This window comes from Duganella sp. GW821-FHT07G03 (assembly GCF_059418605.1).
Map to the genome: position 1 here is coordinate 25,061 of NZ_JBWKQE010000036.1, position 24,939 is coordinate 49,999.

Genomic DNA, 24,939 nt, shown 5'->3' on the forward strand with positions numbered 1-24,939 from the left:
ATCTTGGATGGCTTGGGGGTTCTGTCCCATATCAACAAATTCGCAACGAGTCAGCGTTTGGCTTCCGCATTCTGCGGCACGATGAACAGGTCATAGGGATAGGCGAATATCCAGTCGGCGTAGCGCGGTTTTTTCGCCAGGCCGGCGTCGTCGTCGTCGAAGTTGTCCTGCTTGATGGGCCGTTTGGTGGAAGTCGAGCGGATGCCGACGATGCGGCCCTGTTGCAGCACCAGCGCCCAATCGGGCTTGCCGGTGATCGGGTCGTTGTACAGCCGGCGCAGATGGCGCTTGGCGTTGGGGAAGCGCGGGTCCTTCAGCAGCTCCTCCAGCGTCAGCGGATACTGGCCGGCGCCATTGGCCTTGTTGTAGGCCTCCAGCGCGTGGCGGAACTCGTGGCCGATGGACAGCAGCTCGCGCTCCTTGTCGCGCCGCATGGCGGTCGCATACAGGTCGGCGGCGATGGTCAGGCCGACGCCCATGAAGGCCACCAGCATCAGCGTCCACAGATAGGCGAAGCCGCCTTGCCGCCTAAAGCTGTTCGAACGGAATGCCATCACGGGTTTTTCCTTTGGCGCCGCTGCGGATGTCGGCCACGCCGGGCTTGTCGGCGTCGGCCGATGGCAGCAGCTGCCAGGTGGTGGCGGATTCCGTCACCGGGTCCAGCGGCACCTTGCGGAAGTAGCGCTGCGCGACCAGGTCCGCCAGCGCCGCAGGGTACTCGCCGCGGTCGGCGTAGTATTTGTCGATGCCGCTGCGGAGCACTTGCAGGTTCTCCCGCAGCGCCACTTCCTTCGATTTGTCGACGGAGCTGAAGTAGCGCGGCAGCGCGATGGTGAGCAGCAGGGAAATGATCGCCAGCACCACCAGCAGTTCGACCAATGTGAATCCCTTGTTGCGCTTCATGGCGTCACCATTGTTTGAGGGGGACGCCGTTCAGTCCCATGATGGTGGAGCGGGAGCTGATGTCGAATACGTCCTCGCCTTCGGCAGGATTGTCCGGCGGCGAGGCGTAGGAACGAACGGCCCAGCCGCCGCCGGCGGCGCTGCTGGCGAAGCCGTTGCCGTTGCCGTCGGCAGGCGCGAACGGATCGCGCGGTATGCGGCGCAGGAAGTACATATTCTGCTTGCGCGGACTGCGCTGGTCCGGCACGCCGGCGACCAGGTCCTCCAGCTTTTTCGGATAGCCGGATTCGCCCATCGCCAGTTTGATGCGGCCATTGTCGGCGGCGCGCTTGTAGGCGTCGATGGCTTCGCGGATCTCGATCAACGCGGCGCGCAGCTGGTGCTCTTTTTCGCGCTGCAGCGCCACCTGCGCCATCGGCGCCGCCACCATCGCCAGCGTGGCGAGGATGGACAGCGTAATCATCAACTCGATGAATGTGAAGCCACCTTGATCCTTGCGCGGCATGGCTATTGGCCCTTCTTCGGCGGCGTGTGGGGTACGGGGTTGATCGGTTCCGGTTTGGCTGGCGGCGTTGGCGGCGTATCGCCGCCGGTCATGCCAGAGCTGCCGGCCGGCGCCAGGGCCGGCGCGGTTTCGCGCGGCGTGGGCGCCATGTCCGCCGCCGTATCGGGCACGGAAGCCAGCGTGCTGCCTATCTGGCTGCGGCCGCCGATATCGGATTCGGTGCCGGAATTGAACTCCGCCGCCGACAATTCCGGCCGGCGGATGGAGCGCAGTACGCGCGGCGTAATCGACAGCACGATCTCGCTGCGGGTGGAATCGTCCTTCTGGGTGCCGAACAAACGGCTCAGCACCGGCAGGTCGCCGACGCCGGGTACCTTGTTGGCTGTGGTGCGGTCCTCGTCGCTGATCAGGCCAGCCAGCACCTGCGTCTCGCCGTCCTTCAGGCGCAGCACGGTGGCGGCGCTGCGGGTGCCGATCTGGTAGGCCTGGGTGCCGGATTTGCTGACGATCTCCTTGACCACGCTGCTGACCTCCAGGTTGATCTTGATCGCCACCTCGTCGTCCAGGTAGACGTTGGGCTCCACGTCCAGCTTCAGGCCCACGTCCACGTAGTTCACGCTGTCCGAGCTGACGCCGTTGTTGGTGGTGACGGTAATCACCGGCACGCGGTCGCCGATCAGCACCTTGGCCTTGTCCTTGTTGCGCACGCGGATGCGCGGATTGGCCAGGATATTGCTGTCGGTGTCGTTCTTGTTGGCGTTGATGGTGACGGTGCCGAAGCCCAGGCCGATGGTGCTGCCGGTGATCTTGCGCAGGTCACCCACGTTCAGCGCGCCGTATTGGCCGCTGCCCAGCAGCGTCAGGCCGACGGTGTCGGGCCAGCGCACACCGAGCTCCTGGATGCGCGAGCGCTTCACTTCCAGCACTTCCACTTCCAGCATCACTTCGGGATCAGCCACGTCCTGCACGGCGATGATGCGTTCGGCCATGCGTATCATTTCCGGCGTGTCGCGCATGATGATGCTGCCGATGCGTTCATCGGTGACGATGTCGCGCGCCTTGAGCAGTGTCTTGAGCGAGAACGCCACCGTCTTCACGTCGGAGTTCGCCAGGAAGAAACTGCGCACCAGTAGCTGCTGGTAGTCCTTCTGCTTCTGCGGGTTGTTGGGGTAGATGGTGATGGAGCGCTCGCCGGTGATGCTCTGTTCCAGCTGGTTGGCGCTCAGCAGCATGCCGATGGCTTCCTCGATGCTGGTATCGCGTACCGAGATGGTGGCGCGCAGGTTGGGATCCACGTCGCGGTCGAACACGAAGTTCAGGCCCGATACCTTGCTGATGAAATCGAACACGGCGCGCAGCGGCGCGTCGCGAAACTCCAGTGTCACCGGTTTGCGGTAGGCCATGGCCAGCCGTCCGCTGGCGGGGCGCAGGCGGGTCTGGGCGTCGCTGACGAGGGTCTTGAGGCGCAGCAGGTCGCGCTGGCTGGGACGTTCCACCAGCAGCGGGCGCAGTAGTTCCTGCGCCTGCGCCAGATTGGCGTCGCCGCCGCGCTGGACCAGTGCCTCCACATCGCCCGTCACCTTCTGCTGGCGTTGGTCCTGATCCAGCGCCGCCTTGCCCTGGCGCGCCACCTGGTTGGACGGATCCAGCGCCAGTGCGCGGTCGTACATCGCGCCGGCTTCGGCGGGCATGCCTTTCGCGCGCAGCATGTCGCCCTGGCCGTTCATGGCGTTGACCAGCTTGAGCCGGCGGTTCAGCAACACGATGCGGTACTCGGCGTTGTGCGGGTCGTCGCGCGCGGCCTGTTCCAGCTTGGCCAGGCCCTGGTCGATCTGGCCTGCGTCCAGCAGGGCGTTGCCTTCCTTGAAGGTCTGGCTGCCGGCGCAGGCGCTCAGCAACAACGTGACGGCGAGGATGTGCAGGCGGTGGGCGGTCGATTTCAATTGGTGTCCCCTACGACTAAGGTTTGTTTCTGATTGAGCGGCAGGTAGATGAAGTTCATCGTATTGTCGCTGACGCTGTCGAGCAGGTAGTTGTCGTTGACTTTTTCGCCGGGGCGGGCGACGACGTTCTGGCCGTCGATTTGCAGGAAGTAGGCGGTCTTGCCTTCATCCGTGAAGCGGCCCATGAACTGGAAGGGCAGGGCTGGCGGGCCGGCGGGCACGCTGGCCTGTTGCGCCGTTTGTTGGGCCTGCGCCTGGTCCATCATGATCTTCTTCGGCGTCTCCGGCGTCCAGCTTTGCTTGGCGAAGACGTTGCCCATCTCGTCGTCGGCGACGCGTGGGTGGATTTGCAAGTCGATGCCGTCGGCTGGTGGCGCTGCGTTGGCCGGGGGCGCGGCGGCAGCCACGGGCGCCGGCGCGGCTTCGCGCGTGGTGGCGGCTGCGGGGCCGACCACGCCGCCGTCCTGGTCGGGCGCGAACCATGCGGCCAGCAGCGTGGCGACGGCGGCTGCGCCGATCACGATCTTTCTCATCGCCGCGCCTCCTGCCGCACCAGCAGCACGAACTGGATGCGCGCTTCGATCTCGCCGGATTCGATCTGCTCGCGCTTGAAGGCGACCGAATCGAGCGTCAGCGTCGGCAGCGCTTGCAGCGCGCCGATGATGAAGGTCTGCACGCTCGCATAATCCGCCTTGACCGGCAGCGTGATGCGGTAGCGCAGGAAGCCGGCCTTGGCGTCCAGCTCAGGTTTGTACTCCGCCTTGTTCAATGCGATGCCGCTTTGCTGCGCCACCTTCACCAGTTCCTTGAGCTGGTCGGGAATGGCGTCGTGCGCGGGCAGATAGGCGTAGAAGGCGGCCACGCCGCCAGCGGCCGTCGGCGCCGGCGTATGCGGCATGGCGGCGGCGCGCGCGGCCGCGTTGAGCTGGCGCGTCAACGCGGCCTGGCGCTGGTCGAGTTGGGTCGCGTGCCATTGCGCCAGCACGGCCAGCAGCGCGCAGGCGATGCCCGCCACCGCGCCGGGACCGGCCTGGCGCAGCAGGCGGCTAGCTTGCCACGCCAGCCTGGGTGCGAGGTTGGGCGCGAGCTTCAGCTTGGGCAGCGCGCCGGATTTCATTGCCGCCATTGGGCCTCCAGCTGAAAGTGATAGGGCCGATCACCGGCGCCGGCCGCCATCTCGTGTTTGACCAGGTACACGGAGCGGAACATCGGCTGCTGGTTGAGGAAGGCCAGGTAGTTGATCATGTCTTGCGCGGTTTCCGCTTCGGCGGCGATCTTCAGCGCGCCGGAAGGGGCGGCGGTGTCGGCGCCGTCCTGCGGCGGCTGGCCGCTGAGGTCCAGTGCCAGCAGCGCCACCCGTACATCGGCCGGCGCGACGATGGCCTTGATCAGCCGCGTGACCGGCAGGTTGAGCTGGCGGACCGCTTCGGCCACCGCTTTTACCTGCAGATCCATTTCGTGCTGCTGCGCCGGCGCCAGCGCGGGGCGCGTCAAACGCGTTGGTTGCGTGGCGGCCGATTGCGCGTCCAGCCGCGCCTCCAGCCGTTTGACGGTTTGCAGTTGCGAGATCCAGTTGCCGGCAGCGGGCAGCAGCATCAGCAGGCCGACCGCCAGCACGGCAAGGCGCCAGCCGGTGGGCTGCGTGGCGCGTGGCAGGAAGTTCAGGTGCGTCATGCCGCCACCTCCGGCGAAGTCGCAGGCGCCTGCCGGGTCGCGGCCACGGCGACGGCGGCGGGAGCGCCGAACGGATTGGCGCTCAGGTGGAAACGCGAGGATGACGCGCTGGGTACCAGATGCAGCGCGGCGGCGGACGGTGTGGCCGCAACCGCGGTAGGCAGCGCGCTCAGGTCCGTGACGGCCACCTGCTCGATGCCGGCCAGTTCCGGCGCGCGCAAGGTCCAGCGCTGCCACGCTTGCGGCAATTCGAGCCGCCATGCCTCGCTGGCCGGCTGCGATTGGATGGCGACGATGCGGTGGTCGCGCAGCGCCGCCATCGTGATGCGGCCAGGTTCGATCAACGCCAGCGCGTCGGTGGTGGCGGCCTTACCTTTGCGCAGCCGTCTTGGTTGCGATGCTTCCAGCGCGCGCAGCGCGGTGCCCAGCAGCGGCTCGATCACGCGGCAGGCGTGGCCGCATTCGGCGGCGACCTCCTTCAGGGCTTGCAGCAGCGTGCTGTCGACGCCGCAGATCAGGCGTGTGTGGCCGTAAGGCGCATCGTCGCCGACCACGCTCCAGCCGCGCGCGCTGTCGCCGTACAGGGCCGCCAGCTGCGTTTGCAGGAAGCGGCTGGCCGCTGGCTCGGACAGCAGCGCATCGCTCCACGGCGCCAGCACCAGCTGGCTCCAGCGGCCGGACAGGCTGATCTCCAGCGGCAGCCTGGCCGCCGCGATGTCCGGCTGCTGCAGCAGCGCGCGCAGCGCGTCGATGCCGGCCTGCCAGTGGCCGCCGGCGCCGTCGACCGCGATGTGCTGCGCGCTGCCGTCCACCAGCCGGCCGCCTTGGCGGACCACGCACAACAGCTGCTGCGGCGCGAGCAGCACGCGCAGGCGGCGCTGCGCCAGCATAGCCAGCGGCGCCAACCCGGCAAGACGTTCAATAAGTGACACGATTGAGCTCCAGTAAAGTCGTTTCGCCCAGCCGCACCAGATCCAGCCCGGCGCTGCGCGCCAGCCGGAAGCCCATGGTCGCGGCTTCTTCCTTCATGCGGCTGACCGGTGCGCGGGTGCAGATCATCTCGCGCATGGCGTCGTTCAGTATCAGCACCTCGGCCACGGCCTTGCGGCCCTTGTAGCCGGTGCCGCGGCAATGGCCGCAGCCGCCGCCGGCCTTGAAGCGCCAGTCATGCACGGCGTCGGCGGCCAGGCCGCTGTCGATCAGGTCCTGCGGGGCGGGCGCCACGTCCACCGCGCAGTGCTCGCAGTTCAGGCGCAGCAGCCGCTGGGCGACGATGCCGTTCAGCGCCGCCGCGAAGCTGTACGGATCCACGCCCATGTGCAGGAAGCGGCCGACCACGTCGAACACATTGTTGGCGTGGACGGTGGTGAACACCAGGTGGCCGGTCAGCGAAGCCTGCACCGCGATCTGCGCGGTTTCGTCGTCGCGGATCTCGCCGATCATGATCTTGTCCGGGTCGTGGCGCAGGATGGAGCGCAGCCCGCGCGCGAAGGTCAGGCCCTTCTTCTCGTTGACGGGAATCTGCAGCACGCGCGGCAGCCGGTATTCCACCGGGTCTTCGATGGTGACGATCTTGTCGCGGCCCGTGTTGATCTCGGTGATGGCGGCGTACAGCGTGGTGGTCTTGCCGGAACCGGTCGGCCCGGTCACCAGCAGCATGCCGTGCGGCTTGGCGGCCAGGCGGCGGATCTGCACGATGGCGTCGTCGTTCAGGCCCAGGCTTTCCAGCCGCAGCGCGGCGGCGGCCTCGGTCAGCGCGCGCCGGTCCAGCAGGCGCAGCACCGCATCCTCGCCGAAGATGTTGGGCATGATGGAGACGCGGAAGTCGATCTCGCTGCCCTTGACGCGCACCTTGAAGCGGCCGTCCTGCGGCACGCGGCGCTCGGCGATGTCCAGCTCCGCCAGCACCTTGATGCGAGAGATGATCTGCTCCGCCATCTGCAGGCCCTGCACCGTGCCGGCCTGCACCAGCACACCGTCGACGCGGTACTTGATCACCAGGCTGGCGGCGTCGCATTCGAGGTGGATGTCGCTGGCCTGGAACTTGAGCGCGTCGTAGATGGTGGAGTTGACCAGCTTGACCACCGGGCTGCTGTCTTCGCTGATGCGTATCAGCGAGATGTCCTCGATGGTCTGGTCCAGGTCCGCCAGCTCGCCGTGGCTGCCGTCCTCCATCATGTCCTGCATGGCCTGCTGCACGCTCTCCTGCTGCACCAGGTAGACGGTCAGGTCGTCGGGATGCGCGAGCGCCACGCTGTAGGCGCAGCCGATGGCGTAGTCGGCCCACTGCAAGGTGTCCTCGGCGAACGGATTGCCGATGACCAGCACCGGCGCCGCGCCGGTGTTGTCGGCGTCGCGCAGCAGCACGCAGTCGCGCTGCGCGCAGTCGGTGTAGGACAGCAGGTCGAAGGCCGGCAGCGCCGCCTGCAGTTTGCTCATCGGCCAGGCCGGATAGCAGAACAGCTTGGCCAGCTGGCGGGTCAGTTCTTCCGGCGTCAGGCCGCAGGTTTCCTGCAGCAGCGCCATGGTCGGGCGGCCTTGCGCCATCGCCGCGGCGCGAGCGCCATGCAGCATCTCGGGGCTGAGGACAGCCGGTTCGCGTGCGTTCAAGACAGACTCCCCGCCAATTCGAAGATCGGCATGTACATCAATACGACTACACCGCCGATCACCACGCCGATCAGCGTCATCAGGACGGGTTCCAGCAGGCGCGAGGCCCAGTCCACCCAGCGGGCGAATTCCTCGTCGTGGAACTTGGCCGAGCGTTCCAGCATGTCGCCCAGGCGGCCGGTGTTCTCGCCGACCTTGAGCAGCGACTGCGCCACCGGCGTGGCCAGCGCGTTCTGTTCCAGCGCGGTGGAAAACGGCAGCCCCTGTTCCACCGCGCGGCGCGTCTGCACCAGCTGCAGCTGCTGCTCCGGCAGCAGCATGGCGTTGGTCATCGCCAGCGCCTTCGACAGCGGTATGCCGGCGTGCAGCAGCAGCGACAGCGCGCGGTAGAAGCGCGCCAGGCGGAATTCGGCGGCCTTGGCCGACAGCACCGGCAGCCGCAGCACGGCCAGCACCAGCTTCTGGCGCATGGCGGCGTTACCGAGGCCGAACACCACGCCCAGCACCACGCCGCCCAGCGCGCTGGCGCTCAGCCAGGGATGCGCGGCCAGCGTCTGGCCGAACGACAGCAGCATCTGCGAGGCCCACGGGATTTCGCGGCCCGAGCTTTCGTACACCACGCTGAACTTCGGCACCACGTAGCCCATCAAAAACAAGGTGACCAGCGTGCCCACCACCAGCAGCATGGTGGGATAGATGGCGGCCGAGACCAGCTTCTTGCGGATGGCGTCGAACTGCAGCTGGTAGCCGACGAAGCGCGCCAGCGCCTCCGGCAGATTGCCGGATCGCTCGGCCGCGTGCACGGTGGCGACATACAGGTCGGGGAAGACGGCCGGGAAGTCGGCCAGGGTGTCGGAGAAGCTTTTCCCCTGTTGCAGCGAGCGCTGGATCGCGGCCAGCGTGGCGCGCGCGCCGCCGCGGGTTTCCTTGTTGAGCAAGGTGGCGGTGGCTTCGCTCAGGTTCAGGCCCGCTTCCAGCAGGGCCAGTAGCTCCTGGCTGAATTGCAGCAGCGGGAAGGGCTGCTTGCTCAGGCGCGCGGGCGCGCGCGCCCCCGCACCAGTGGATTCGGTACTGCCGATGGCCAGCACGCGCCAGCCGTTGCGCGCCGCCTGCCGGATCGCTTCCGCCTCGCTGGCGGCGTCGATCGCTATGGTTTGCGGGCCGGATGGCCCACCCTGCACTTGGAGATGGTACTGCATTGCATGCGTACTGCCTTAAACACTCAGCTGAAAAAAACGGGGCGGCGGTCGACTGCCGCCCCGGCAAAAACAGCCCCGTCGGGTCAGGCGGGGCTGCGTATCACACTTACTGGGTGATCAGGCTGACCTTGTCCACCACGAACGACGTTTGCAGCGACGAGTCTTCCGTCATGGCGAACGACAGCGTGACGGTCTGGCCTTTGTACGCGCTCATGTTGAAGGTGCGGACCTGGTAGCCGCTGGCCGCATTCACGTTCGAATACGTGGCCAGGGTGCCCAGCACCGAACCGGCGCTGTTCTTCACGGTCACCACCAGCTTGTCGTAGGCGGTGCTGCCCGTTTCATCGGTGTCGATGTGCAGCGCGAAGGTCAGCGTGGCCGAGGTCACGGTCGAAGGAATCGTCACCGCCTGGGTGATGGTTTCCGACGCGGTGGTGCCGTTACCACCCAGCCAGGCGAACTGCGTGCCTTCATAGGCGGTCTGGCCGCTGTAGTTGCCGATCACGCCGGTGGTGCCGGCCCAGCCGGTGGCGCCGGACTCGAAGCCGCCGTTGGTCACGCGCTCGGTGGTGCCGCCGGTGGTGCCGACGGTCAGCGTGGCGTTGCCCGAGGTGGCGGTCTTGACCGGCGACGACGAGTCGCTGACCACGGCGTTGAACACCGCGCCGTTGTCGGCCGTCTGCGCCGTCAGCGAGTAGGTGGCCGAGGTGGCGCCGCTGATGACGGCGCCGTTGCGGTACCACTTGTAGCTGTACGGCGAAGTGCCGCCGGACGCGCCCACGCTGAACGAGGCGGTGGAGCCGGCAGCGACGCTGACGTTGGACGGCTGGGTCGTGATCGACACGCCGCCGGTGGCGCCGGTTTCGTCGATGTCGGCGCCGACGTTGATCGCCGCGTAGGCGCGCTGCACGGCGATGGCTTCTTTCGAGCCCGCGCCATACAGCTCGGTCGCTGCGGCCAGCACCTTGTTGCGGGCGTCGGCGTAGTTGGTCGTGGAGGTGAACTTGGTGGTGTTGGCCTTGAACCAGATGCGGAACGCCTTGTCGTTGCCGATGCCGGTCATCGCGGCCGGGCTCTTGACCAGGTATTTCGAGTAGTAGTCGCTGGTCGAGCTGGAGTTCGAGCCTTGCGACAGGAAGTAGAACATGCGGTTGTTAGGGCCGCTGGAGTAGTGGACGTCGAGGTTGGAGATCGTGCTGCTCCAGGCGTCCGGGCTGCCGCCGTCCTTGCTAGGCTTGTACATCCAGCGCAGCGGCTGGCCGGATTTGCTGATCTCCTTGCCCATCATCCAGTCGTTGCCGGTGGCCGGGATCACGCTGCCGGTGCCGCCGTTGCGGGCGTAGGCTTCGATCATCTCGCCGCCGATGTCCGAGTTCGATTCGTTCAAGCCGCCCGATTCGCCGGAGTAGTTCAGATTGGAGGTCGAGGCGGTGACGCCGTGCGACATCTCGTGGCCGATCACGTCGATCGAACCGAGGCTGTAGAAGCTGGAGCCGTCGCCGATGTACATGCACTTGCAACCGTCGTCGTAGAAGGCGTTGTCGTAGGAGTTGTCGACGTGGGCGGCGATGTAGGTGGCGGTGTTGTTACCGTCCAGCGACTGCCAGCCCAGCACATTTTTCAGACCGTCGTAGGTGTTCATCAGGCCCCACAGCGCGTTGACCGCGGCGGTCTGGCCGTTGGCGTTGGTGTCGCTGCCGCCGTTGACGTACTGCTTGCCGTCGCCCCAGGTGTTGGTGGTGTTGGTGTAGATGCTGCCGGCGTTCGGATTGTTGGCCGAGCTGTGGGCGGCGTCGGTGATCGCCATGCCGCCGTAGGTGCCGCCGGTGCCGCGCGTGGAATCCAGCATTTTGTAGGTGCTGCCCGACAGCGTGGTCTGGATAGGCACCACGCCGTTGTACTGGCTGTTGCCGGTGCCGACCACGGTCTGCAGCGCTTTCCATTGGGTGATCACGGCGCCGGTCTTGGCGTTGACCATGGTGTCGAAGTACACCGGCTTGCCCTTGTCGGCCATGCGGGTCTTCACGTAGTAGGCCAGCTCATAGTGGTCGACTACTTCTTCCAGGTCCATCGCGTTGAGGGCTGCTTCGGACTTGTTCAGGGCCGAGGCCACGCGCACCGATTTCATGACCGGGTAAATCAGCAGCTCGGCGCTTGGCTCCCAGCGGTGCGTACCGCTTGGCGCGACGGCCTTGACCACCAGCGCGATGGCGTCGGTGGCGCTCAGCGTCGGATTCCAGTCGGCCGGGGCGACGGTGGCGGAACGGCCGCCGCCCGAGGCGGCGGGGGCGCTCAGCGCGGTGCGGCGGTCGGCCACCGATTCGCTGATGATGTCGCCGGCGCTGTTGGTCACCACCACCGATTCCGAGCCGAATACGCGCAGGCCCTTGAAGGTGTGGTTGGCGCGGGTGATCTTCTCGCCGACGACGCCGGGGTGCTGGCTGGCGATGCGGAAGCTATGGTCGGCGGACAGGCCGCGCTGGTTGTCCAACGCGGACAGCTTGGCCACCAGGCCGGCGCTCTCTTGTGGAGAGGCCTGGGCCACTGGCGCGGACATCAGCTGTGCCGCCGCTTGGGCTGCGTTGGAGGCCATCATCGGCAGTGCGGCGACAATGGATGCAGCAAGTAGGGTCTTACGTAAATTCATCTCTTCTCCATGGGGTCTATGTGTTTTCGCTAGGTGCGGCCTTGGCCGGGATAGTGGCCAACTCGGCGTTCCCGACGCTGCGTCGGCGGTTGGCCTGACAGCGTTTTTTTGCGGCTAAAACGGCGAGTAGGGGCGACACTATTCCTGTCGAGATGACGAAGTCAAAAAACTTGGAAAATTAGTCGCGGAACAAAAAAATGTCCGAAATTAGACACTCCGGCGAGCGGCAAACCGCGCCGGCGGAGGTCTCCATACCAGATGTAAGCCGCATGAATGCGCACGATAGGCCAGGTTTGTCTTATATCAACAACGAACTAGGGGGGACCCTCTATTTTCGGTGGCTACGCAACACAATGCCCAAATTTTCAGCAAATCGTAGTTGCAGAGTTCTAATATTGCGAATTAAACTAGTTGATGCCAGCTCGGATTATGGTTCGTGACTGGCATATAAAAAGCGCAGGGCACGACCCTTGGTAACAAGCGCAACGGGAACCACAGGAAGAAAATAATGACCGCACACCCAACGCATAACGTCAGTTCCGCCCGCGCACTGCGCGCCGCCCACACAACGGCGCCGCCACCGGCCTAGCATCGCCCTCCAATCATCACCGCTTGCCGCACCTTGACTGCCGCTGCGCCTCCACCCGAGGCGCCGGCAGCGGGATTGCGTCGCCGCGCGGACGCCTACCAAGGCGCGCCGCCTGGCGCAGCGCCTGCAGTTCAGTATCGTTTTTGTCCGCCGGCGCGCGGACAGGGGAGCTTGTATGCTGTCGATTGCTACCAAAGTAGAACGCATCGTCATGGAGTCGTCCTTCCTCACGGAGGGCTTGCGGCGCAATTTGATTAATCTGTCGGAGTTGGCGCGCCAGCTGCAGCCGCAGCTCGAGAGCGACATGTGGAAGCCGGTCGGCCAGGCGGCGGTGGTGATGGCGCTGCGGCGCGTGGCCGAGCGCCTGCCGGAGGCCAGCAACCAGCCGCTCGCGCTGGCGCAGAAGACCGGCGAGCTGACCACCCGCACCGAGCTGACCGAATACACCTACCGCTATTCGGACAGCATCAACGAATGCCATCGCCAGTTGCTGGCGAAGGCGGAGCCGATGCGCGGCGCCTTCGTCACGGTCACGCGCGGGGTCAACGAGGTGATGGTCATTTGCAGCCGCGTGCTGACGGCGATGGTGGAGGAGGTGTTCGCCGGCGAGCGGCTGCTGGCGCGCCAGGACAACCTGAACGCGGTGACGCTGCACCTGAACCCGGACACCAGCCGCACGCCCGGCATCTATCACGCCATCCTCAAGCAGCTGGCGTGGGACAAGATCAACCTGGTCAACATGATCTGCACCTACACCGAGCTGACCATCCTGCTGGAGCAGAACCAGACCGGCGCGGCGTTCACTGTCTTATCGAAGATCGTCACCCAGTAGGAAGTCGTTTCAAAAAGACCGCAGCGTCGTTGCGGTCCCTCGCCGTGCATTCGCACTGTCTTCGGGGCCGCGCCTAGCTGCGCTCATTTTGAAACAACTTCCAGCTCAGGCCATCCAGAAGAAGACGGCGGTCATGCGCTTGTCGTCGTGGTCGCAGCCGAAGTAGCTGCTGGCCGAGTGCACCAGGTTGGCGCGGTACAGCAGGATGCGGTTGAACTGGTTGTCGACGCGCTGGTCCTCCTGCCAGGCCTGCGGCGGCAGGCTGGTCACGCCCAGCGCCTCGCGCAGGTTGGCGTGCGGCGGGCTGCAGTAATTGCCGCCCAGCGTGCCGTCCGGGTAGCGCAGGCGGTAGAACGAGGTGCCGGCCGCCGGCAGCGGATCGGGCGACAGGTAGATCACGGCGGCGTAGCGGCACAGTTTTAGGGAATCGGTGTGCGGGCGCGGACCGGATTCGATCCCGCCCACCAGCTGCACGTAGTTGTGATTGAGGGTGCTGCCTTGCGGCGTGGCTTCCTGCCACAGCTTTTTGGCGCCGGTGACTTTTTTGACCCAGGCTTCCACCTGCGCCAGTTCGTCCGGCAGCAGCGCGCCCTTGCTGCGCATGCCGGGCCACGGCTCGGGGCGATGCGGCGCGCCCAGTTCCCAGTCCTCGCGGGCGAAGCAGCGCTGGGCCACTTCCTGCGCGTTCGGCAGGATGTTGTCCATGACCCAGTAGTCGCGCCCCAGTTGCGGTTTGCGATAGGTGAGCGTCGGGCGCGCCATTGCCTTATTTGGCCAGCTGCTCGCGCACGCGGGCGATGGCCTTGCGCACCTGGTTGGGGGCGGTGCCGCCGACGTGGTCGCGCGCGGCGACCGAGCCTTCCAGCGTCAGCACGGCGAACACGTCGTCGTCGATCAGTGCCGAGTAGGCGCGCAGCTGGTCGAGCGACATTTCCGACAGGTCGATCTTGAGGTCGTCGCAGGCGCGCACGGCGCGGGCCACGGCTTCGTGGGCGTCGCGGAACGGCAGGCCTTTCTTGACCAGGTAGTCGGCCAGGTCGGTGGCGGTGGCGTAGCCTTGCAGCGCGGCGGCGCGCATCGCCTCCGGCTTGACGCTGATGCCGCCGGCCATGTCGGCGAAGATGCGCAGCGTGTCGACCACGGTGTCGACGGTGTCGAACAGCGGTTCCTTGTCTTCCTGGTTGTCCTTGTTGTAGGCCAGCGGCTGGCCTTTCATCAGGGTCAGGAGGCCCATCAGGTGGCCGTACACGCGGCCGGTCTTGCCGCGCGCCAGTTCCGGCACGTCCGGGTTTTTCTTTTGCGGCATGATCGACGAGCCGGTGCAGAAGCGGTCGGCGATGTCGATGAAGCCCACGCGTGGGCTCATCCAGATCACCAGTTCTTCCGACATGCGCGAGATGTGGGTCATGATCAGCGAGGCGGCGGCGGTGAACTCGATGGCGAAGTCGCGGTCCGAGACGGCGTCCAGCGAGTTGTGGCAGACGTCGTCGAAGCCCAGCGTCTTGGCCACGCGCAGGCGGTCGATCGGGAAGGTGGTGCCGGCCAAGGCGGCGGCGCCCAGCGGCAGGCGGTTGACGCGCTTGCGGCAGTCGGCCATGCGCTCGGCGTCGCGGCCGAACATTTCGACGTAGGCCAGCATGTGGTGGCCGAAGGTGATCGGCTGCGCCACCTGCATGTGGGTGAAGCCGGGCATGATGGTGTCGGCGTTTTTCTCGGCCAGGTCGGTCAGGGCGCCGCGCAGGGCCGCCAGCAGCACCACCACGTCGTCGATCGCCGAGCGCACGTAGAGGCGGATGTCGGTGGCCACCTGGTCGTTGCGGGAACGGCCGGTGTGCAGGCGCTTGCCGGCGTCGCCTACCAGTTCGGTCAGGCGTTTTTCGATATTCAGGTGGACGTCTTCCAGGTCCAGCAGCCATTCGAACTGGCCGGCTTCGATCTCGGCGGAGATCTGCGCCATGCCGCGCTCGATCTCGGCGCGGTCGGCGGCGCTGATGATGCCCTGCGCGGCCAGCATTTCGGCGTGGGCCAGCGAGCCCTGGATGTCGGCCTTGGCCAGGCGCTTGTCGAAGAAGACCGAGGCGGTGTAGCGTTTGACCAGGTCCGAGACGGGTTCGTTAAAACGGGCCGACCAGGCTTCGCTTTTTTTGGAAAGTTGTGCTGTCATAGTGGGGAAGGCTTGTACGCGTGAGTAATATGATTGATGTCAGCACCGATTATAAACCGCAAGCTGCTCAAAAATATGTCAACATTAGTATTTTGATTATCGAAAACATGACGACTCTGCACATCAGCACCAACAAGGCGGACCTGGACGTGCCGCTGATTTATCAATTTATCAGCGAGCAGTCGACGTGGGCGGTCGGCATGCCGCTGCCGGTGCTGGAGCGGGCGATCGACAATTCGCTGTGCTTCGGCGCCTACCTGGACGGGCGGCAGGTCGGCTTCGCGCGGGTGGTGACCGACTGCGCCACCTTCGCCAACCTGGTCGACGTGTTCGTGCTGCCGGAGTTTCGGGGGCGGGGCTACAGCACGCAGCTGATGGAGGCGGTGCTGGGCCACCCGGACCTGCAGGGCCTGCGCCGCTTCACGCTGGCGACCGGCGACGCGCATGGCCTGTACGAAAAGTTCGGCTTCACGCCGCCGGCCCGGCCGGCGTCGCTGATGGAGCGCTACTTCCCCAACATCTACAGCAACTAGGCTGTTAGTGGGGGCAAGTCTGACATTCGTTCGTTATTGCCAGTTCATCAGGCAGGGCGGCACCAGCAGCGCCAGCGCCAGCACGGCGTAGATCAGCTGCAGCGGAACCATCCACTTGGCCCAGGTGATCCACGGGATGCGCGCCAGGGCCAGCACGCCGACGGTGATGCCCGACGTCGGTATCATCGGCGTGGTGAACTCGCCAAACTGGAACGCCAGGATCGCCGTCTGCCGCGTCACGCCCACCAGGTCGGCCAGCGGCGCCATGATGGGCATCGTCAGCGCGGCCTGGCCGCTGCCGGAGTGGACGAAGAAATTGATCACGGTCTGGATGCCGAACATCTTCCACGCCGCGAAGATCGGGCTGGACGACTGCACCAGCGGCATCAGCGCGTGCAGCATGGTGTCGATGATGTGGGCGTCGCGCGCCAAAATCATGGTGCCGCGCGCCAGCGCGATCACCAGCGCCGTGCCCACCAGGTCGCGCGCGCCCTGGATGAAGCCTTCGACGATCTGGCCCGAATCGAGCCTGCCCGCCAGGCCGATGACGATGCCCATGGTCAGGAACAGGGCGGCGATTTCGTCGATGTACCAGTCGTAGCCGACCACGCCGCCCACCATGATCACCAGCGAGCCGACGAAGATCGCCAGCACCAGCTTGTGGCGCCCGGTCATGCCGTGGAACTCGCCCAGGCCGTGCGGCTGCTCGCGGCGCTTGTCCAGGTCCAGCGCGTAGGTCGGGCTCAGTTCCGGCGTCTTCTTCACGCGCGCGGCGTACCACATCAGGAACACGATGGTGATGGCGGTGGCGATCACCCACACGATCAAACGATAGGCCCAGCCGGAAAACACCGGCACCCCGGCGATGCCCTGGGCGATGCCGACGTTGAAGGGATTCAGAAACGCCGCCGAGAATCCGACCTGCGAACCGAGGAAGGGAATCGACACGCCGGTGATGGTGTCGTAGCCCAGGGCCAGCGCCAGCGGCACGAAAATCAATATAAACGGTATGGCTTCTTCATTCATGCCGAAAGTGGCGCCGCCGATCGAGAACATGGTGACGAACACCGGGATCAGCGCCCTCTGGATGAACACCGAGCTGTCGTGCGCGCGCGCCAGCGACTTGATCATCGAATCGACCGCCTCGGTCTTCTGCAGCACCGAGAAGGCGCCGCCGACGATCAGCACGAAGCCGATGATCAGCGCGGCGTCGACGAAGCCCTTGATCGGCGCCTTCATCAGCGCCGTCACACCCTGTGGCGCGCTGGCGATGTAGTGGAAGGTGGCCGGATCGATCAGCTGCTTGCCGTTGACCAGGTGGGTGTCGTATTTGCCGCCGGGGACCAGCCAGGTGGCCGCCGCGATCAGGGCCAGGATGATGAACAGCAGGACGAAGGTGTGCGGCAGCTTGAATTTTTTAGTGGTCATTTTTTTAGACAGCGTCATTGGCTCAGCAAATCGCCGGCACGGTAAGCCTGGGCGCCGGCGACTTTGCCGACGTTCATGCCACGGATCACGTGGCGGTGCGCGCTGCGGGCGAAGAACACCCCGGCCACGCCGGCGCGTATCACCGTGGTCTCGCCGCTGACCGGGTCGATCAGGTCGGCCACGGCGTCGCCCGGCGCCACGCGCGCGCCCAGCTCGCGGGTGTAGACCAGGATGCCGGCGTGCGGCGCGTACAGCGGCTCGACGCCTTCCAGCGGCGTGGCCGCGCACAGCGGCGCCGGCAGCACGGCCGCCGCCGCGGCGGCCGCGGCGTCCGCCGCCTGCAGCACGCCGTTGAGCGTCAGGAACTGAATCAGGCCGGCCGCGTCTTTCTCGGCCAGCGCGTAGCTCACTTCCATTTCGCCGCGCAGTTCGACGGTGGTCGACAGGCAGGCGGGCGGGATCGGGTAGCGGCCTTCGAAGTGTTTATCCAGGTCCCACCACAAACGGCTGCAGGCTTCGTCGAATGGTTCGCCGCCGGCCTGGTAGGCCAGCAGCAGCGCGTGCGCACCCAGGATGGCGGCCAGCGGCGCGACGCCTTCGGCCAGCGGCGTGCCGGCGTAGATGTGCAGCGCCGCCTCGTTGTCGCAGTGCAGATCGAGCACGATGTCGGCGTCGACGGCCAGCGTCATCAGGGTTTTCTTCAGCGTGTCGGCGTCGGTGGCCGGCTGCCAGGCGGCGATCGAGGCGCGCGCGTGTTCGCGGATCAGGCGCACGTTGGCGTCGGCGTCCGCGCCCAGCAGGCCGTCCAGCGATTTTTTCAGGTCGTCGGCCACGTGCTTGTACGAGCGGTTGAAATTGATGCCGGTGGTGAGGTCGAAGCGGCCGAAGGCGGCGCCGTGGATGGCCTGCGCCAGGCCGATCGGATTGGCGGCCGGCACCAGTATCACTTCGCCGCTGATGCGGCCGGCCGCTTCCAGCGCGCCCAGCTCCTTGCGCAGGAATTGCGCCACCAGCATGCCGGGCACTTCGTCGGCGTGCAGCGAGGCCTGGATGTAGACCTTCTTGCCGGCGCCGGGGCGGCCGTAGTGAAGGCTGGTCAGTTCAAAGCTGGCGTTGCTGTGCGGACCGGACAGCGGATGTTTGTGTACTTGCATGGCGGGAAGGACTTTGTCGACAAAGATTGAGTATGTAGCACTATTTTCACAAAGTAAATCGCTGCGGGGCGAAAGGCGGCCTGGTTTCTTGAGTTTTCCCGGCGATGTGCGTACAGTTAGTTTAATGGAATTATTTATATAACAATCAGAGAGAAAATCATGGGTGATGTGCAGAGTATGCGAGTGACGATGATGGCGCGGTCGGTGCGCCTGGCTTTGAGCGCGGGGGCCGTGGTCGGCCTGCTGGGCCAGCCGGCGCTGGCGCAGAATACGGAGGCCAATCCGGCCGTGTTGCCGAAGGTGGAGATCACCGGTTCGGCGATCCGCCGCATCGAATCGGAAACCGCGCTGCCGGTGCAGGTGATCACGCGCGAGGATATCGAGAAGGCCGGCGTCACCACCGCCTCGGAGCTGATGGCGCGCGTGTCGGCCAACGTCGGCGGCCTGACCGACGGCGCCAGCATCACCGATGGCCACGACCAGCGCGGCTTCAACAGCGCCAACCTGCGCGGCATCGGCACCTCGTCGACGCTGGTGCTGCTCAACGGCCGCCGCATGGCCAACTTCGCCTCGCCCGGCGACGACACCGGCGTCGACTTGAACAACATCCCGGCCGCCGCCATCCAGCGCGTCGAAGTGCTGCTGGACGGCGCCTCGGCGCTGTACGGCACCGACGCCATCGGCGGCGTGATCAACTTCATCACCCGCAAGGATTTCCAGGGCGTGGAGCTGAACGCCTACGGCAGCAAGACCAAGGAGGGCGGCGCCGGCAAGCGCACCGCCACACTGACCGCCGGCACCGGCGACCTGACGCGCGAGGGCTACAATGTGTTCGCGGTGGTGGACGTGCAGCGCACCGACGCCCTGAGCACCTCGCAGCGCAAGTTCATCGGCAACCTGCAGATCCCGGAGCGCCTGCCGCACCTGCTGTCCGGCTATACCTCGCCGGCCAACATCCGGCTGACCGGCGCCCAGCGCGACTACCTGAACGACAACGGCTTCACCCTCAACGGCAAGCCGTTGACCAACCGCACCATCAACCTGTCGGTGCCGGGCTGCGCGCCGCCGGCCAATCTGTACCTGCCGGCCGGTATCGGCGGGGTCGACGCCTGCACCTACAACTACATGCGCGACACCGAGCTGTATCCGAAGTCGGACAAGGTCAACTTCCTCAGCCGCGGCGTGCTGCAACTGAACCCCGACAACCAGCTGTTCGCCGAAGTCGCGTTGAGCCGCTCGAAGACCAATTACGTGGCCTCGACGGCGCGGGTGAAAGCGCTGATCAACTACAAGAAAATACCGGGCCTGGCCAAGTACGACCTGGAGTCGGAAGAGGCCAGCGCGGACGACGACGTGGCCGGCGATGTCGAGCTGCGCATCCGCCTCAACGACGCCGGCCGCCGCACCAGCGAGTTGACCAGCGAAAGCCAGCGCTTCGTGGTCGGCCTGACCGGCAGCGCCAACGGCTTCGATTACGACGTCGCGCTGAACCACAGCGTCAACACCATCAAGGACAAGGACACCCACGGCTATCTGCTATATGACAAGCTGGTCAAGGGCATCTACGACGGCGTGATCAATCCCTTCGGCCCGTCCAGCGCGGCCGGCGTGGCGCTGCTCGACAGCATCCAGGTCAACGACGACGTGCGCCATGCGCGCGGCGTGATGGATTCGGTCGACTTCAAGGTCTCGCACGCGGTGGGCACGCTGGCCGGCGGCGAGGCGGCGCTGGCGATCGGTGGCGAGGTGCGCCACGAACGCACCGACTTCACGCCGTCGGCGCTGCTGCTGAGCGATAACATCAACAACGACGCCGCGCCCGAAGGCGGCCGCGCCACCAGCGACAAGCGCACGGTGCAGGCGGTGTACGGCGAGCTGCTGCTGCCGTTCACCAAACAGTGGGAAGCGCAGCTGTCGGCGCGCTACGATCACTACCAGGTGGTCGGCGGCGCCGCCAGCCCGAAGGTGGGTGTGACCTATATGCCGGCCAAGACCATGCTGTTCCGCGCCTCGGCCGGCCGCGGCTTCCGCGCGCCGTCGATGTCGGACCTGTACCGCCCGACCGTCTACAGCAGCACCGCGACCTTGCCCGATCCGCAATACTGCGCGAAGGTGGACAACAGCCTGGCCGACTGCGCCGACAACTGGAACACCCGCCGCTATTCGAACGCCAACTTGAAGCCCGAGCATAGCCGCCAATACTCGGTGGGCATGGTGATCGAGCCGTCCAAGCAGGTGACGATGACGCTGGACTACTGGAACATCAAGCGCACGGACCTGATCAGCGAGATCGGCGACGACGTCATCCTGGGCAACCTGGCCAAGTACGGCAACCTGGTGCACCGCGACGACGATGGCCTGATCGACTATATCGAGCTGCACAAGGAAAACCGCGGCGCCCAGTTGGCCACGGGCCTGGACCTGACGCTGGACTACCGTGGCGTGAAGACCTGGGCCGGCAATTTCGGCGGCCATCTGTCGGGCACCTATGTGCTCAACTCGAAGATCCAGAACGCGGCGGGCGACCCCTACCTGAGCAACCTGGGACGCTTCGTTACCGACGGCGTGGTGCCGCGCTGGCGCCATACCGTCACCTTCGACTGGGACCGCGGCCCGTATTCGGCCAGCCTGTCGAACACCTGGTCGAGTGGCTACGAAGACCAGAACTCGGCGATCAACACCGACGACGGCACGGTGGTGGCGGCCAACCATGTGAAGGCCTACTCGCTGTGGGACTTGTCTGGCGCCTGGCAGGTCAACAAGGCCTTCAAGCTGCGCGCCGGGGTGCAGAACCTGTTCAACACGGCGCCGCCGTACTCGAACCAGGCCTTCTTCTTCATCTCGGGCTATGATCCGACCTACACCGATCCGCGTGGCCGGCGCCTGTATGCCAGCGCCAATTACGCCTTCAAGTAATGTAACGTAATGATGCTTTAAGCCGGATTGCGTAATTGATTGGTATCATCTGCATTATCGACGGCGCCGCGCGTGAGCGTGGCGCCGGTTTTCATCGGAAGGGCAACATGAAATTAACAGGTTTTACACTGCGGCGTCTCGTCATGCTATGGCTGCTGGTCGTCGCCGGCGCGGGCGTGTGTGCGGCGCAGGTGGCTGGATCGGCGCCGGCCGCCAAGGCGCCGGTCAAGTCCAGCAAGCCGGCCAAGGCGGTGCCGCCGCCCAAGCCGGTGCTGGCGCCGCCGGCGGGCAACCTGGTCATCATCGGCGGCGGCCTGCGGGCCGACAACGCCGAAGTCTGGCAGCGCATCGTCACCCTGGCCGGCGGCAAGGGCGCGCGCATCGGCGTGTTCGGCTCGGCCTCGATCAATCCCGAGAAGTCGGCCCAGAACACCGTCAACAAGCTCAATCAGTACGGCGCCCAGGCGTTCTTCATTCCGCTGGGCGTCACGCTGCCCAATAGCGACTACCGCAAGGCGGCCGAAGATCCGGAAGTGGTGGCGGCGATTCATTCGGCCACCGGCATCTACTTCACCGGCGGCGACCAGGCCCGCATCACCAAGGCGCTGGTGCGCCCGGACGGCAAGCACACGGCGGCGCTGGACGCGGTGTGGGACGTGTACCGCGACGGCGGCGTGGTGGCCGGCTCCAGCGCCGGCGCGGCCATCATGAGCACCACCATGTTCTACGACGCCAAGCCGACCCTGGACATGCTCAAGCTGGGCGTCAACGACGGCCATGAAATCGCCTCGGGCCTGGGCTTCATCGGCGACGACGTGTTCGTCGACCAGCACCTGCTGGTGCGCGGCCGTTTCGCCCGCATGATCCCGGTGATGCTGAAGAAGGGCTACCAGATCGGCCTGGGCATCGACGAGAACAGCGCCATGGTGGTCAACGCCAAGCGCGACGTCGAGATCATCGGCTACAGCGGCGCGCTGCTGCTGGACCTGTCGGCGGCGATCACCGACCGCGGCATCAAGGGCTTCAATATCAGCAACGCCACCATCAGTTACCTGGACCGGGGCGACAAGTTCAACCTGGTGTCGCGCGAGTTCACGCCGTCGCCGGACAAGGCCGACAACAAGCTCGATCCCAACCAGCCGGACACGCGCGAGCCGGTGTTCACCAACGACATCCTGGGCAACAACGCGGTGCTGGACCTGATGGTCAACCTGATCGACAACGCCCAGCAGGAAGCCATCGGCATCGCCTTCGGCAATCCGCGCGACGCCTATCCGGACCTGGGCTTCGAGTTCCGCTTCAGTAAAACCATCAACAGCGTCGGCTACAGTTCGACCGAGGTCGAGGCGTATTCGGTGCTCAAGCTGCGCATGGATATCCGGCCTATCCAGCTGCAACAGCCGCTGTACCGCTACCGCTAGCGGCGGCGAAAAATCGGGTATATTGGATGGGATGGCGCCTCTGGCTCCATCCCATTTTTCATGGCGGGGGCGCGTATGCGGATGTCACTCTTGAAGCATTGCTTGCAGGCGGCGCTGATGTTGGCGGTGCCGCTGGACGGGGCGCTGGCTGCGTCGAGCGTCGCGCCGTCCGCGCCCAAGGGCTCGCTGGTCATCATCGGCGGCAACCTGCGGCCGGATAACGCCGACGTCTGGCAGCGCATCGTGCAGCTGGCCGGCGGGCCGGGCGCGCGGGTGGCGGTGCTGCCGTCGGCCGCCGCCGATCCGGCGCCGGTGGGCGCGGCCATCGTCGGCTTCCTCAAGCAGTATGGCGCGGATGCCTTCCTGGTGCCGCTGGCCGTCAAGCTGGCCGACAGCGATTTCCGCAAGGTGGCCGACGATCCCGAACTGGCGGCGGCGGTGCGCGGCGCCGGCGGCGTGTTCTTCGTCGGCGGCGACCAGGCCCGCATCACGCAGGCGCTGGTGCGCGAGGACGGCAGCCGCAGCGCGGTGCTGGAGGCGGTGTGGGAGCTGTACCGCAACGGCGGCGTGGTGGCGGGCAGCAGCGCCGGCGCGGCCATCATGAGCAGCACCATGTTCTATGCGCCGAACACGGTGTTCGCCACCCTGCGCGGCGGCGTGACCGAGGGCCGGGAGATCGCGCCGGGACTGGGCTTCATCGGTGACGACGTGTTTGTCGACCAGCACCTGCTGGTGCGCGGCCGCTTCGCTCGCATGATCCCGGCCATGCTGAAGAAGGGCTACAAATTCGGGCTGGGCATCGACGAGAACACGGCGATGGTGGTCGACAACCGGCGGCGGGTGGAGATCGTCGGCCACAAGGGCGCGCTGCTGATCGACCTGACGCGCGCCACCACCGATCCGGCCAGCGCCGGCTTCAATGTCTCCAACGCCGTCATCAGCTATCTGGACCGGGGCGACCAGTACGACCTGGGCACGCATACCTTCACGCCGTCCGAGGCCAAGGCCGCCGGCAAGCTGAAGGCGCATGCGGCGGTGCTGCGCGAGCCGGTGTTCTCGGCCGACATCCTGGGCAAGAACGCGGTGGTGGAGCTGATGGAGAACCTGATGAACAACCGCCGCAGCGAAGCGATCGGCATCGCCACCAGCGGCCGCAATACGCCGCTGCCGGAGCTGGGCTTCCAGTTCACCTTCTCCAAGACGCGCGACAGCGTGGGCTACGCGTCGGCGGCGCCGCAAAGCTATTCCATCCTCAATATGCGGCTGGACATCCGGCCGCTGGATATCGGCCAGTCGCTGGTGCAGAAAAATTAGATTCGTCACGGATTAGCGGACGTAAACTCGGAATCAGTTGCGATTTGGAATACCCAAGCTCTTGAGTTATTTGCAAATGAACTCCGCCATTTGTTTGGTTCTCTGATCAATGCTTTTGGTCGTCAAAATGCATTGCGTAGCGTCGTCAGCGATGCGCTTGAATAACTGAAGCGGGCCACCTGCGCCGCCATAGCCGCAGTAGGCCCAGGTGGTGTAGCCATGAGGAACGTCGAAGGTCCAACTTTGCGTTTGAATAGTCTGCTTGCCGAATTTCTTGCTGGTGTAGTTATCTGGGACCAGATACGCGGACTCATTGGGAGCACCGTGCAGCATCCCGCCTTCGGTCAAGCTGAGCGCATGCGGCATGTATACATCCCAGCCGGCAGGTGGACGTTGGGGCTGCATAGATTCAGGTTGGAGTAGTTCTGGGCAGGTGATGCGCTGCTGCGCGCAATCGCCAGTGGCGCACATCCAGCATGCTGTAGTGGCCATCGCTAGTTTGCGAAGAGGGTTCATCGTTCGATCACATAAAATGCCAGGGCATTATCGCTGGGGTGTCTGAAAGAGCCATCACGGTTGTATTGCAAGTGAGGCGGAGGAATTCGAATGAATCTGGATCGAATAATACCCTTGTCTTTCCACTGATCGAGGACGTAAAAACCGGATTTCATCACCTTCAGAACGATTGCGGCGTGATTGCCATGGACCGCATTAGGATAGCGACCGTCAACGAAAGTGGCGATTGCCGTTCCTCTCTTTACCTTGTCGCCCAATTCCAATACGTTCCCGCCCGCACTCCATGCTGACGTCGGCACGCCCTTTAGGCCAGGAACATAGTGTTTGATTAGCGCGACGCAGCTACCGTCGCCTACGGCAAGTGGTGGTGGAATGATATCCAGTGTATCTACATCTTTGTAGATGAATGGCATGGAGTTCCCCTCGCAGAGACGGAGTACGGAAAAGGCATTCTTGATCCTGCTGGCTGAGGCTGCATTGAGCGGCAGCAAGAGTTAAAACCATTCACTGTAAAGTAAGCGTCCAGCCGCTCCACCTTCCACACAAGGCTAGTTCTGCGTAGAGTTTGGAAACGGTAGCAGCGTGTCGATC

General features: G+C 65.4%; 22 protein-coding genes. 5 read left to right on the forward strand and 17 right to left on the reverse strand.

The genetic code is table 11. The features are described 5' to 3' along the window. Positions 1-50 precede the first annotated feature (50 nt). The 11 genes from AC07OK_RS29330 to AC07OK_RS29380 all read right to left on the reverse strand — a co-directional run bounded on the left by AC07OK_RS29330 (position 51) and on the right by AC07OK_RS29380 (position 11,481). Positions 51-554 carry a type II secretion system protein gene (locus AC07OK_RS29330; protein ID WP_494693598.1) on the reverse strand — a complete coding sequence of 168 codons (504 nt, stop codon included), beginning with the start codon at positions 552-554 and terminating at the stop codon, positions 51-53. Next, complete coding sequence (locus AC07OK_RS29335) at positions 529-903, reverse strand: type II secretion system protein (RefSeq protein ID WP_445230235.1); 375 nt, start codon at positions 901-903, stop codon at positions 529-531. Before AC07OK_RS29335 ends, AC07OK_RS29330 begins: the two co-directional genes overlap by 26 nt. Positions 904-907: 4 nt before the next feature. Next, complete coding sequence (locus AC07OK_RS29340; RefSeq protein ID WP_494693582.1) at positions 908-1,408, reverse strand: type II secretion system protein; 501 nt, start codon at positions 1,406-1,408, stop codon at positions 908-910. A 2-nt stretch (positions 1,409-1,410) separates the two neighbouring features. After that, on the reverse strand, positions 1,411-3,351 hold the full coding sequence (locus AC07OK_RS29345) for a secretin GspD/PilQ domain-containing protein (protein ID WP_494693583.1): 1,941 nt from the start codon (positions 3,349-3,351) through the stop codon (positions 1,411-1,413). After that, entirely contained in the window at positions 3,348-3,884 is a 537-nt protein-coding gene (locus AC07OK_RS29350; RefSeq protein WP_494693584.1) for a hypothetical protein, read from the reverse strand. Before AC07OK_RS29350 ends, AC07OK_RS29345 begins: the two co-directional genes overlap by 4 nt. Further along, positions 3,881-4,477, reverse strand: a complete 597-nt coding sequence (locus tag AC07OK_RS29355; RefSeq protein WP_494693585.1) for a hypothetical protein — start codon at positions 4,475-4,477, stop codon at positions 3,881-3,883. The genes AC07OK_RS29350 and AC07OK_RS29355 overlap by 4 nt, the downstream gene beginning before the upstream one ends. After that, the gene (locus AC07OK_RS29360) at positions 4,465-5,025 is read right to left on the reverse strand and encodes a hypothetical protein (protein ID WP_494693586.1); all 561 of its coding nucleotides are present in this window, start codon (positions 5,023-5,025) and stop codon (positions 4,465-4,467) included. Before AC07OK_RS29360 ends, AC07OK_RS29355 begins: the two co-directional genes overlap by 13 nt. Then, on the reverse strand, positions 5,022-5,957 hold the full coding sequence (locus AC07OK_RS29365) for a hypothetical protein (protein ID WP_494693587.1): 936 nt from the start codon (positions 5,955-5,957) through the stop codon (positions 5,022-5,024). Before AC07OK_RS29365 ends, AC07OK_RS29360 begins: the two co-directional genes overlap by 4 nt. Beyond that, on the reverse strand, positions 5,944-7,599 hold the full coding sequence (locus AC07OK_RS29370) for a GspE/PulE family protein (RefSeq protein WP_494693599.1): 1,656 nt from the start codon (positions 7,597-7,599) through the stop codon (positions 5,944-5,946). Before AC07OK_RS29370 ends, AC07OK_RS29365 begins: the two co-directional genes overlap by 14 nt. Positions 7,600-7,631: 32 nt before the next feature. Then, positions 7,632-8,834 carry a type II secretion system F family protein gene (locus tag AC07OK_RS29375; RefSeq protein WP_494693588.1) on the reverse strand — a complete coding sequence of 401 codons (1,203 nt, stop codon included), beginning with the start codon at positions 8,832-8,834 and terminating at the stop codon, positions 7,632-7,634. A 106-nt stretch (positions 8,835-8,940) separates the two neighbouring features. Next, positions 8,941-11,481 (reverse strand): M4 family metallopeptidase, encoded by a 2,541-nt coding sequence (locus AC07OK_RS29380; RefSeq protein WP_494693589.1) that lies wholly within the window; start codon positions 11,479-11,481, stop codon positions 8,941-8,943. A gap of 764 nt (positions 11,482-12,245) precedes the next feature. Between AC07OK_RS29380 and AC07OK_RS29385 the strand changes: the two genes are divergently transcribed. Beyond that, positions 12,246-12,902 carry a hypothetical protein gene (locus tag AC07OK_RS29385; protein ID WP_494693590.1) on the forward strand — a complete coding sequence of 219 codons (657 nt, stop codon included), beginning with the start codon at positions 12,246-12,248 and terminating at the stop codon, positions 12,900-12,902. Positions 12,903-13,007: 105 nt separating this feature from the next. On the opposite strand, the gene AC07OK_RS29390 is transcribed toward AC07OK_RS29385, so the two are convergent. Both AC07OK_RS29390 and argH read right to left on the reverse strand, forming a co-directional pair. Continuing rightward, the gene (locus AC07OK_RS29390) at positions 13,008-13,664 is read right to left on the reverse strand and encodes a DUF6445 family protein (RefSeq protein ID WP_217940900.1); all 657 of its coding nucleotides are present in this window, start codon (positions 13,662-13,664) and stop codon (positions 13,008-13,010) included. A gap of 4 nt (positions 13,665-13,668) precedes the next feature. Then, entirely contained in the window at positions 13,669-15,066 is a 1,398-nt protein-coding gene (gene argH / locus AC07OK_RS29395; protein ID WP_494693591.1) for an argininosuccinate lyase, read from the reverse strand. A gap of 107 nt (positions 15,067-15,173) precedes the next feature. Between argH and AC07OK_RS29400 the strand changes: the two genes are divergently transcribed. Further along, positions 15,174-15,599 carry a GNAT family N-acetyltransferase gene (locus tag AC07OK_RS29400; protein ID WP_494693592.1) on the forward strand — a complete coding sequence of 142 codons (426 nt, stop codon included), beginning with the start codon at positions 15,174-15,176 and terminating at the stop codon, positions 15,597-15,599. A 33-nt stretch (positions 15,600-15,632) separates the two neighbouring features. On the opposite strand, the gene AC07OK_RS29405 is transcribed toward AC07OK_RS29400, so the two are convergent. Continuing rightward, complete coding sequence (locus AC07OK_RS29405; RefSeq protein WP_494693593.1) at positions 15,633-17,027, reverse strand: YfcC family protein; 1,395 nt, start codon at positions 17,025-17,027, stop codon at positions 15,633-15,635. A gap of 14 nt (positions 17,028-17,041) precedes the next feature. After that, positions 17,042-18,181 carry a succinylglutamate desuccinylase/aspartoacylase family protein gene (locus AC07OK_RS29410; protein ID WP_494693594.1) on the reverse strand — a complete coding sequence of 380 codons (1,140 nt, stop codon included), beginning with the start codon at positions 18,179-18,181 and terminating at the stop codon, positions 17,042-17,044. 192 nt (positions 18,182-18,373) lie between these two features. Between AC07OK_RS29410 and AC07OK_RS29415 the strand changes: the two genes are divergently transcribed. From AC07OK_RS29415 to AC07OK_RS29425, 3 genes are all read left to right on the forward strand, one after another. Beyond that, positions 18,374-21,097 carry a TonB-dependent receptor gene (locus AC07OK_RS29415; RefSeq protein ID WP_494693600.1) on the forward strand — a complete coding sequence of 908 codons (2,724 nt, stop codon included), beginning with the start codon at positions 18,374-18,376 and terminating at the stop codon, positions 21,095-21,097. 143 nt (positions 21,098-21,240) lie between these two features. Next, positions 21,241-22,518: a cyanophycinase gene (locus tag AC07OK_RS29420; protein ID WP_494693595.1), complete on the forward strand. Its 1,278-nt coding sequence runs from the start codon at positions 21,241-21,243 to the stop codon at positions 22,516-22,518. Positions 22,519-22,599: 81 nt separating this feature from the next. Beyond that, complete coding sequence (locus AC07OK_RS29425; RefSeq protein ID WP_494693601.1) at positions 22,600-23,832, forward strand: cyanophycinase; 1,233 nt, start codon at positions 22,600-22,602, stop codon at positions 23,830-23,832. A gap of 66 nt (positions 23,833-23,898) precedes the next feature. On the opposite strand, the gene AC07OK_RS29430 is transcribed toward AC07OK_RS29425, so the two are convergent. Both AC07OK_RS29430 and AC07OK_RS29435 read right to left on the reverse strand, forming a co-directional pair. Further along, positions 23,899-24,324 carry an STY0301 family protein gene (locus AC07OK_RS29430; RefSeq protein ID WP_494693596.1) on the reverse strand — a complete coding sequence of 142 codons (426 nt, stop codon included), beginning with the start codon at positions 24,322-24,324 and terminating at the stop codon, positions 23,899-23,901. Positions 24,325-24,344: 20 nt separating this feature from the next. Further along, positions 24,345-24,761, reverse strand: a complete 417-nt coding sequence (locus AC07OK_RS29435) for a BPSL0067 family protein (RefSeq protein WP_494693597.1) — start codon at positions 24,759-24,761, stop codon at positions 24,345-24,347. Positions 24,762-24,939 lie beyond the last annotated feature (178 nt).

Excerpts from the sequence above, each read along its gene's own strand:
- AC07OK_RS29330 (WP_494693598.1), bottom strand. The coding sequence starts at position 554 with ATGGCATTCCGTTCGAACAGCTTTAGGCGGCAAGGCGGCTTCGCCTAT.
- AC07OK_RS29335 (WP_445230235.1), bottom strand. The coding sequence starts at position 903 with ATGAAGCGCAACAAGGGATTCACATTGGTCGAACTGCTGGTGGTGCTG.
- AC07OK_RS29340 (WP_494693582.1), bottom strand. The coding sequence starts at position 1,408 with ATGCCGCGCAAGGATCAAGGTGGCTTCACATTCATCGAGTTGATGATT.
- AC07OK_RS29350 (WP_494693584.1), bottom strand. The coding sequence starts at position 3,884 with ATGAGAAAGATCGTGATCGGCGCAGCCGCCGTCGCCACGCTGCTGGCC.
- AC07OK_RS29355 (WP_494693585.1), bottom strand. The coding sequence starts at position 4,477 with ATGGCGGCAATGAAATCCGGCGCGCTGCCCAAGCTGAAGCTCGCGCCC.
- AC07OK_RS29360 (WP_494693586.1), bottom strand. The coding sequence starts at position 5,025 with ATGACGCACCTGAACTTCCTGCCACGCGCCACGCAGCCCACCGGCTGG.
- AC07OK_RS29370 (WP_494693599.1), bottom strand. The coding sequence starts at position 7,599 with ATGCTGCATGGCGCTCGCGCCGCGGCGATGGCGCAAGGCCGCCCGACC.
- AC07OK_RS29375 (WP_494693588.1), bottom strand. The coding sequence starts at position 8,834 with ATGCAGTACCATCTCCAAGTGCAGGGTGGGCCATCCGGCCCGCAAACC.
- AC07OK_RS29380 (WP_494693589.1), bottom strand. The coding sequence starts at position 11,481 with ATGAATTTACGTAAGACCCTACTTGCTGCATCCATTGTCGCCGCACTG.
- AC07OK_RS29385 (WP_494693590.1), top strand. The coding sequence starts at position 12,246 with ATGCTGTCGATTGCTACCAAAGTAGAACGCATCGTCATGGAGTCGTCC.
- AC07OK_RS29390 (WP_217940900.1), bottom strand. The coding sequence starts at position 13,664 with ATGGCGCGCCCGACGCTCACCTATCGCAAACCGCAACTGGGGCGCGAC.
- argH (WP_494693591.1), bottom strand. The coding sequence starts at position 15,066 with ATGACAGCACAACTTTCCAAAAAAAGCGAAGCCTGGTCGGCCCGTTTT.
- AC07OK_RS29400 (WP_494693592.1), top strand. The coding sequence starts at position 15,174 with ATGACGACTCTGCACATCAGCACCAACAAGGCGGACCTGGACGTGCCG.
- AC07OK_RS29405 (WP_494693593.1), bottom strand. The coding sequence starts at position 17,027 with ATGACCACTAAAAAATTCAAGCTGCCGCACACCTTCGTCCTGCTGTTC.
- AC07OK_RS29410 (WP_494693594.1), bottom strand. The coding sequence starts at position 18,181 with ATGCAAGTACACAAACATCCGCTGTCCGGTCCGCACAGCAACGCCAGC.
- AC07OK_RS29415 (WP_494693600.1), top strand. The coding sequence starts at position 18,374 with ATGGCGCGGTCGGTGCGCCTGGCTTTGAGCGCGGGGGCCGTGGTCGGC.
- AC07OK_RS29420 (WP_494693595.1), top strand. The coding sequence starts at position 21,241 with ATGCTATGGCTGCTGGTCGTCGCCGGCGCGGGCGTGTGTGCGGCGCAG.
- AC07OK_RS29425 (WP_494693601.1), top strand. The coding sequence starts at position 22,600 with ATGTCACTCTTGAAGCATTGCTTGCAGGCGGCGCTGATGTTGGCGGTG.
- AC07OK_RS29430 (WP_494693596.1), bottom strand. The coding sequence starts at position 24,324 with ATGGCCACTACAGCATGCTGGATGTGCGCCACTGGCGATTGCGCGCAG.
- AC07OK_RS29435 (WP_494693597.1), bottom strand. The coding sequence starts at position 24,761 with ATGCCATTCATCTACAAAGATGTAGATACACTGGATATCATTCCACCA.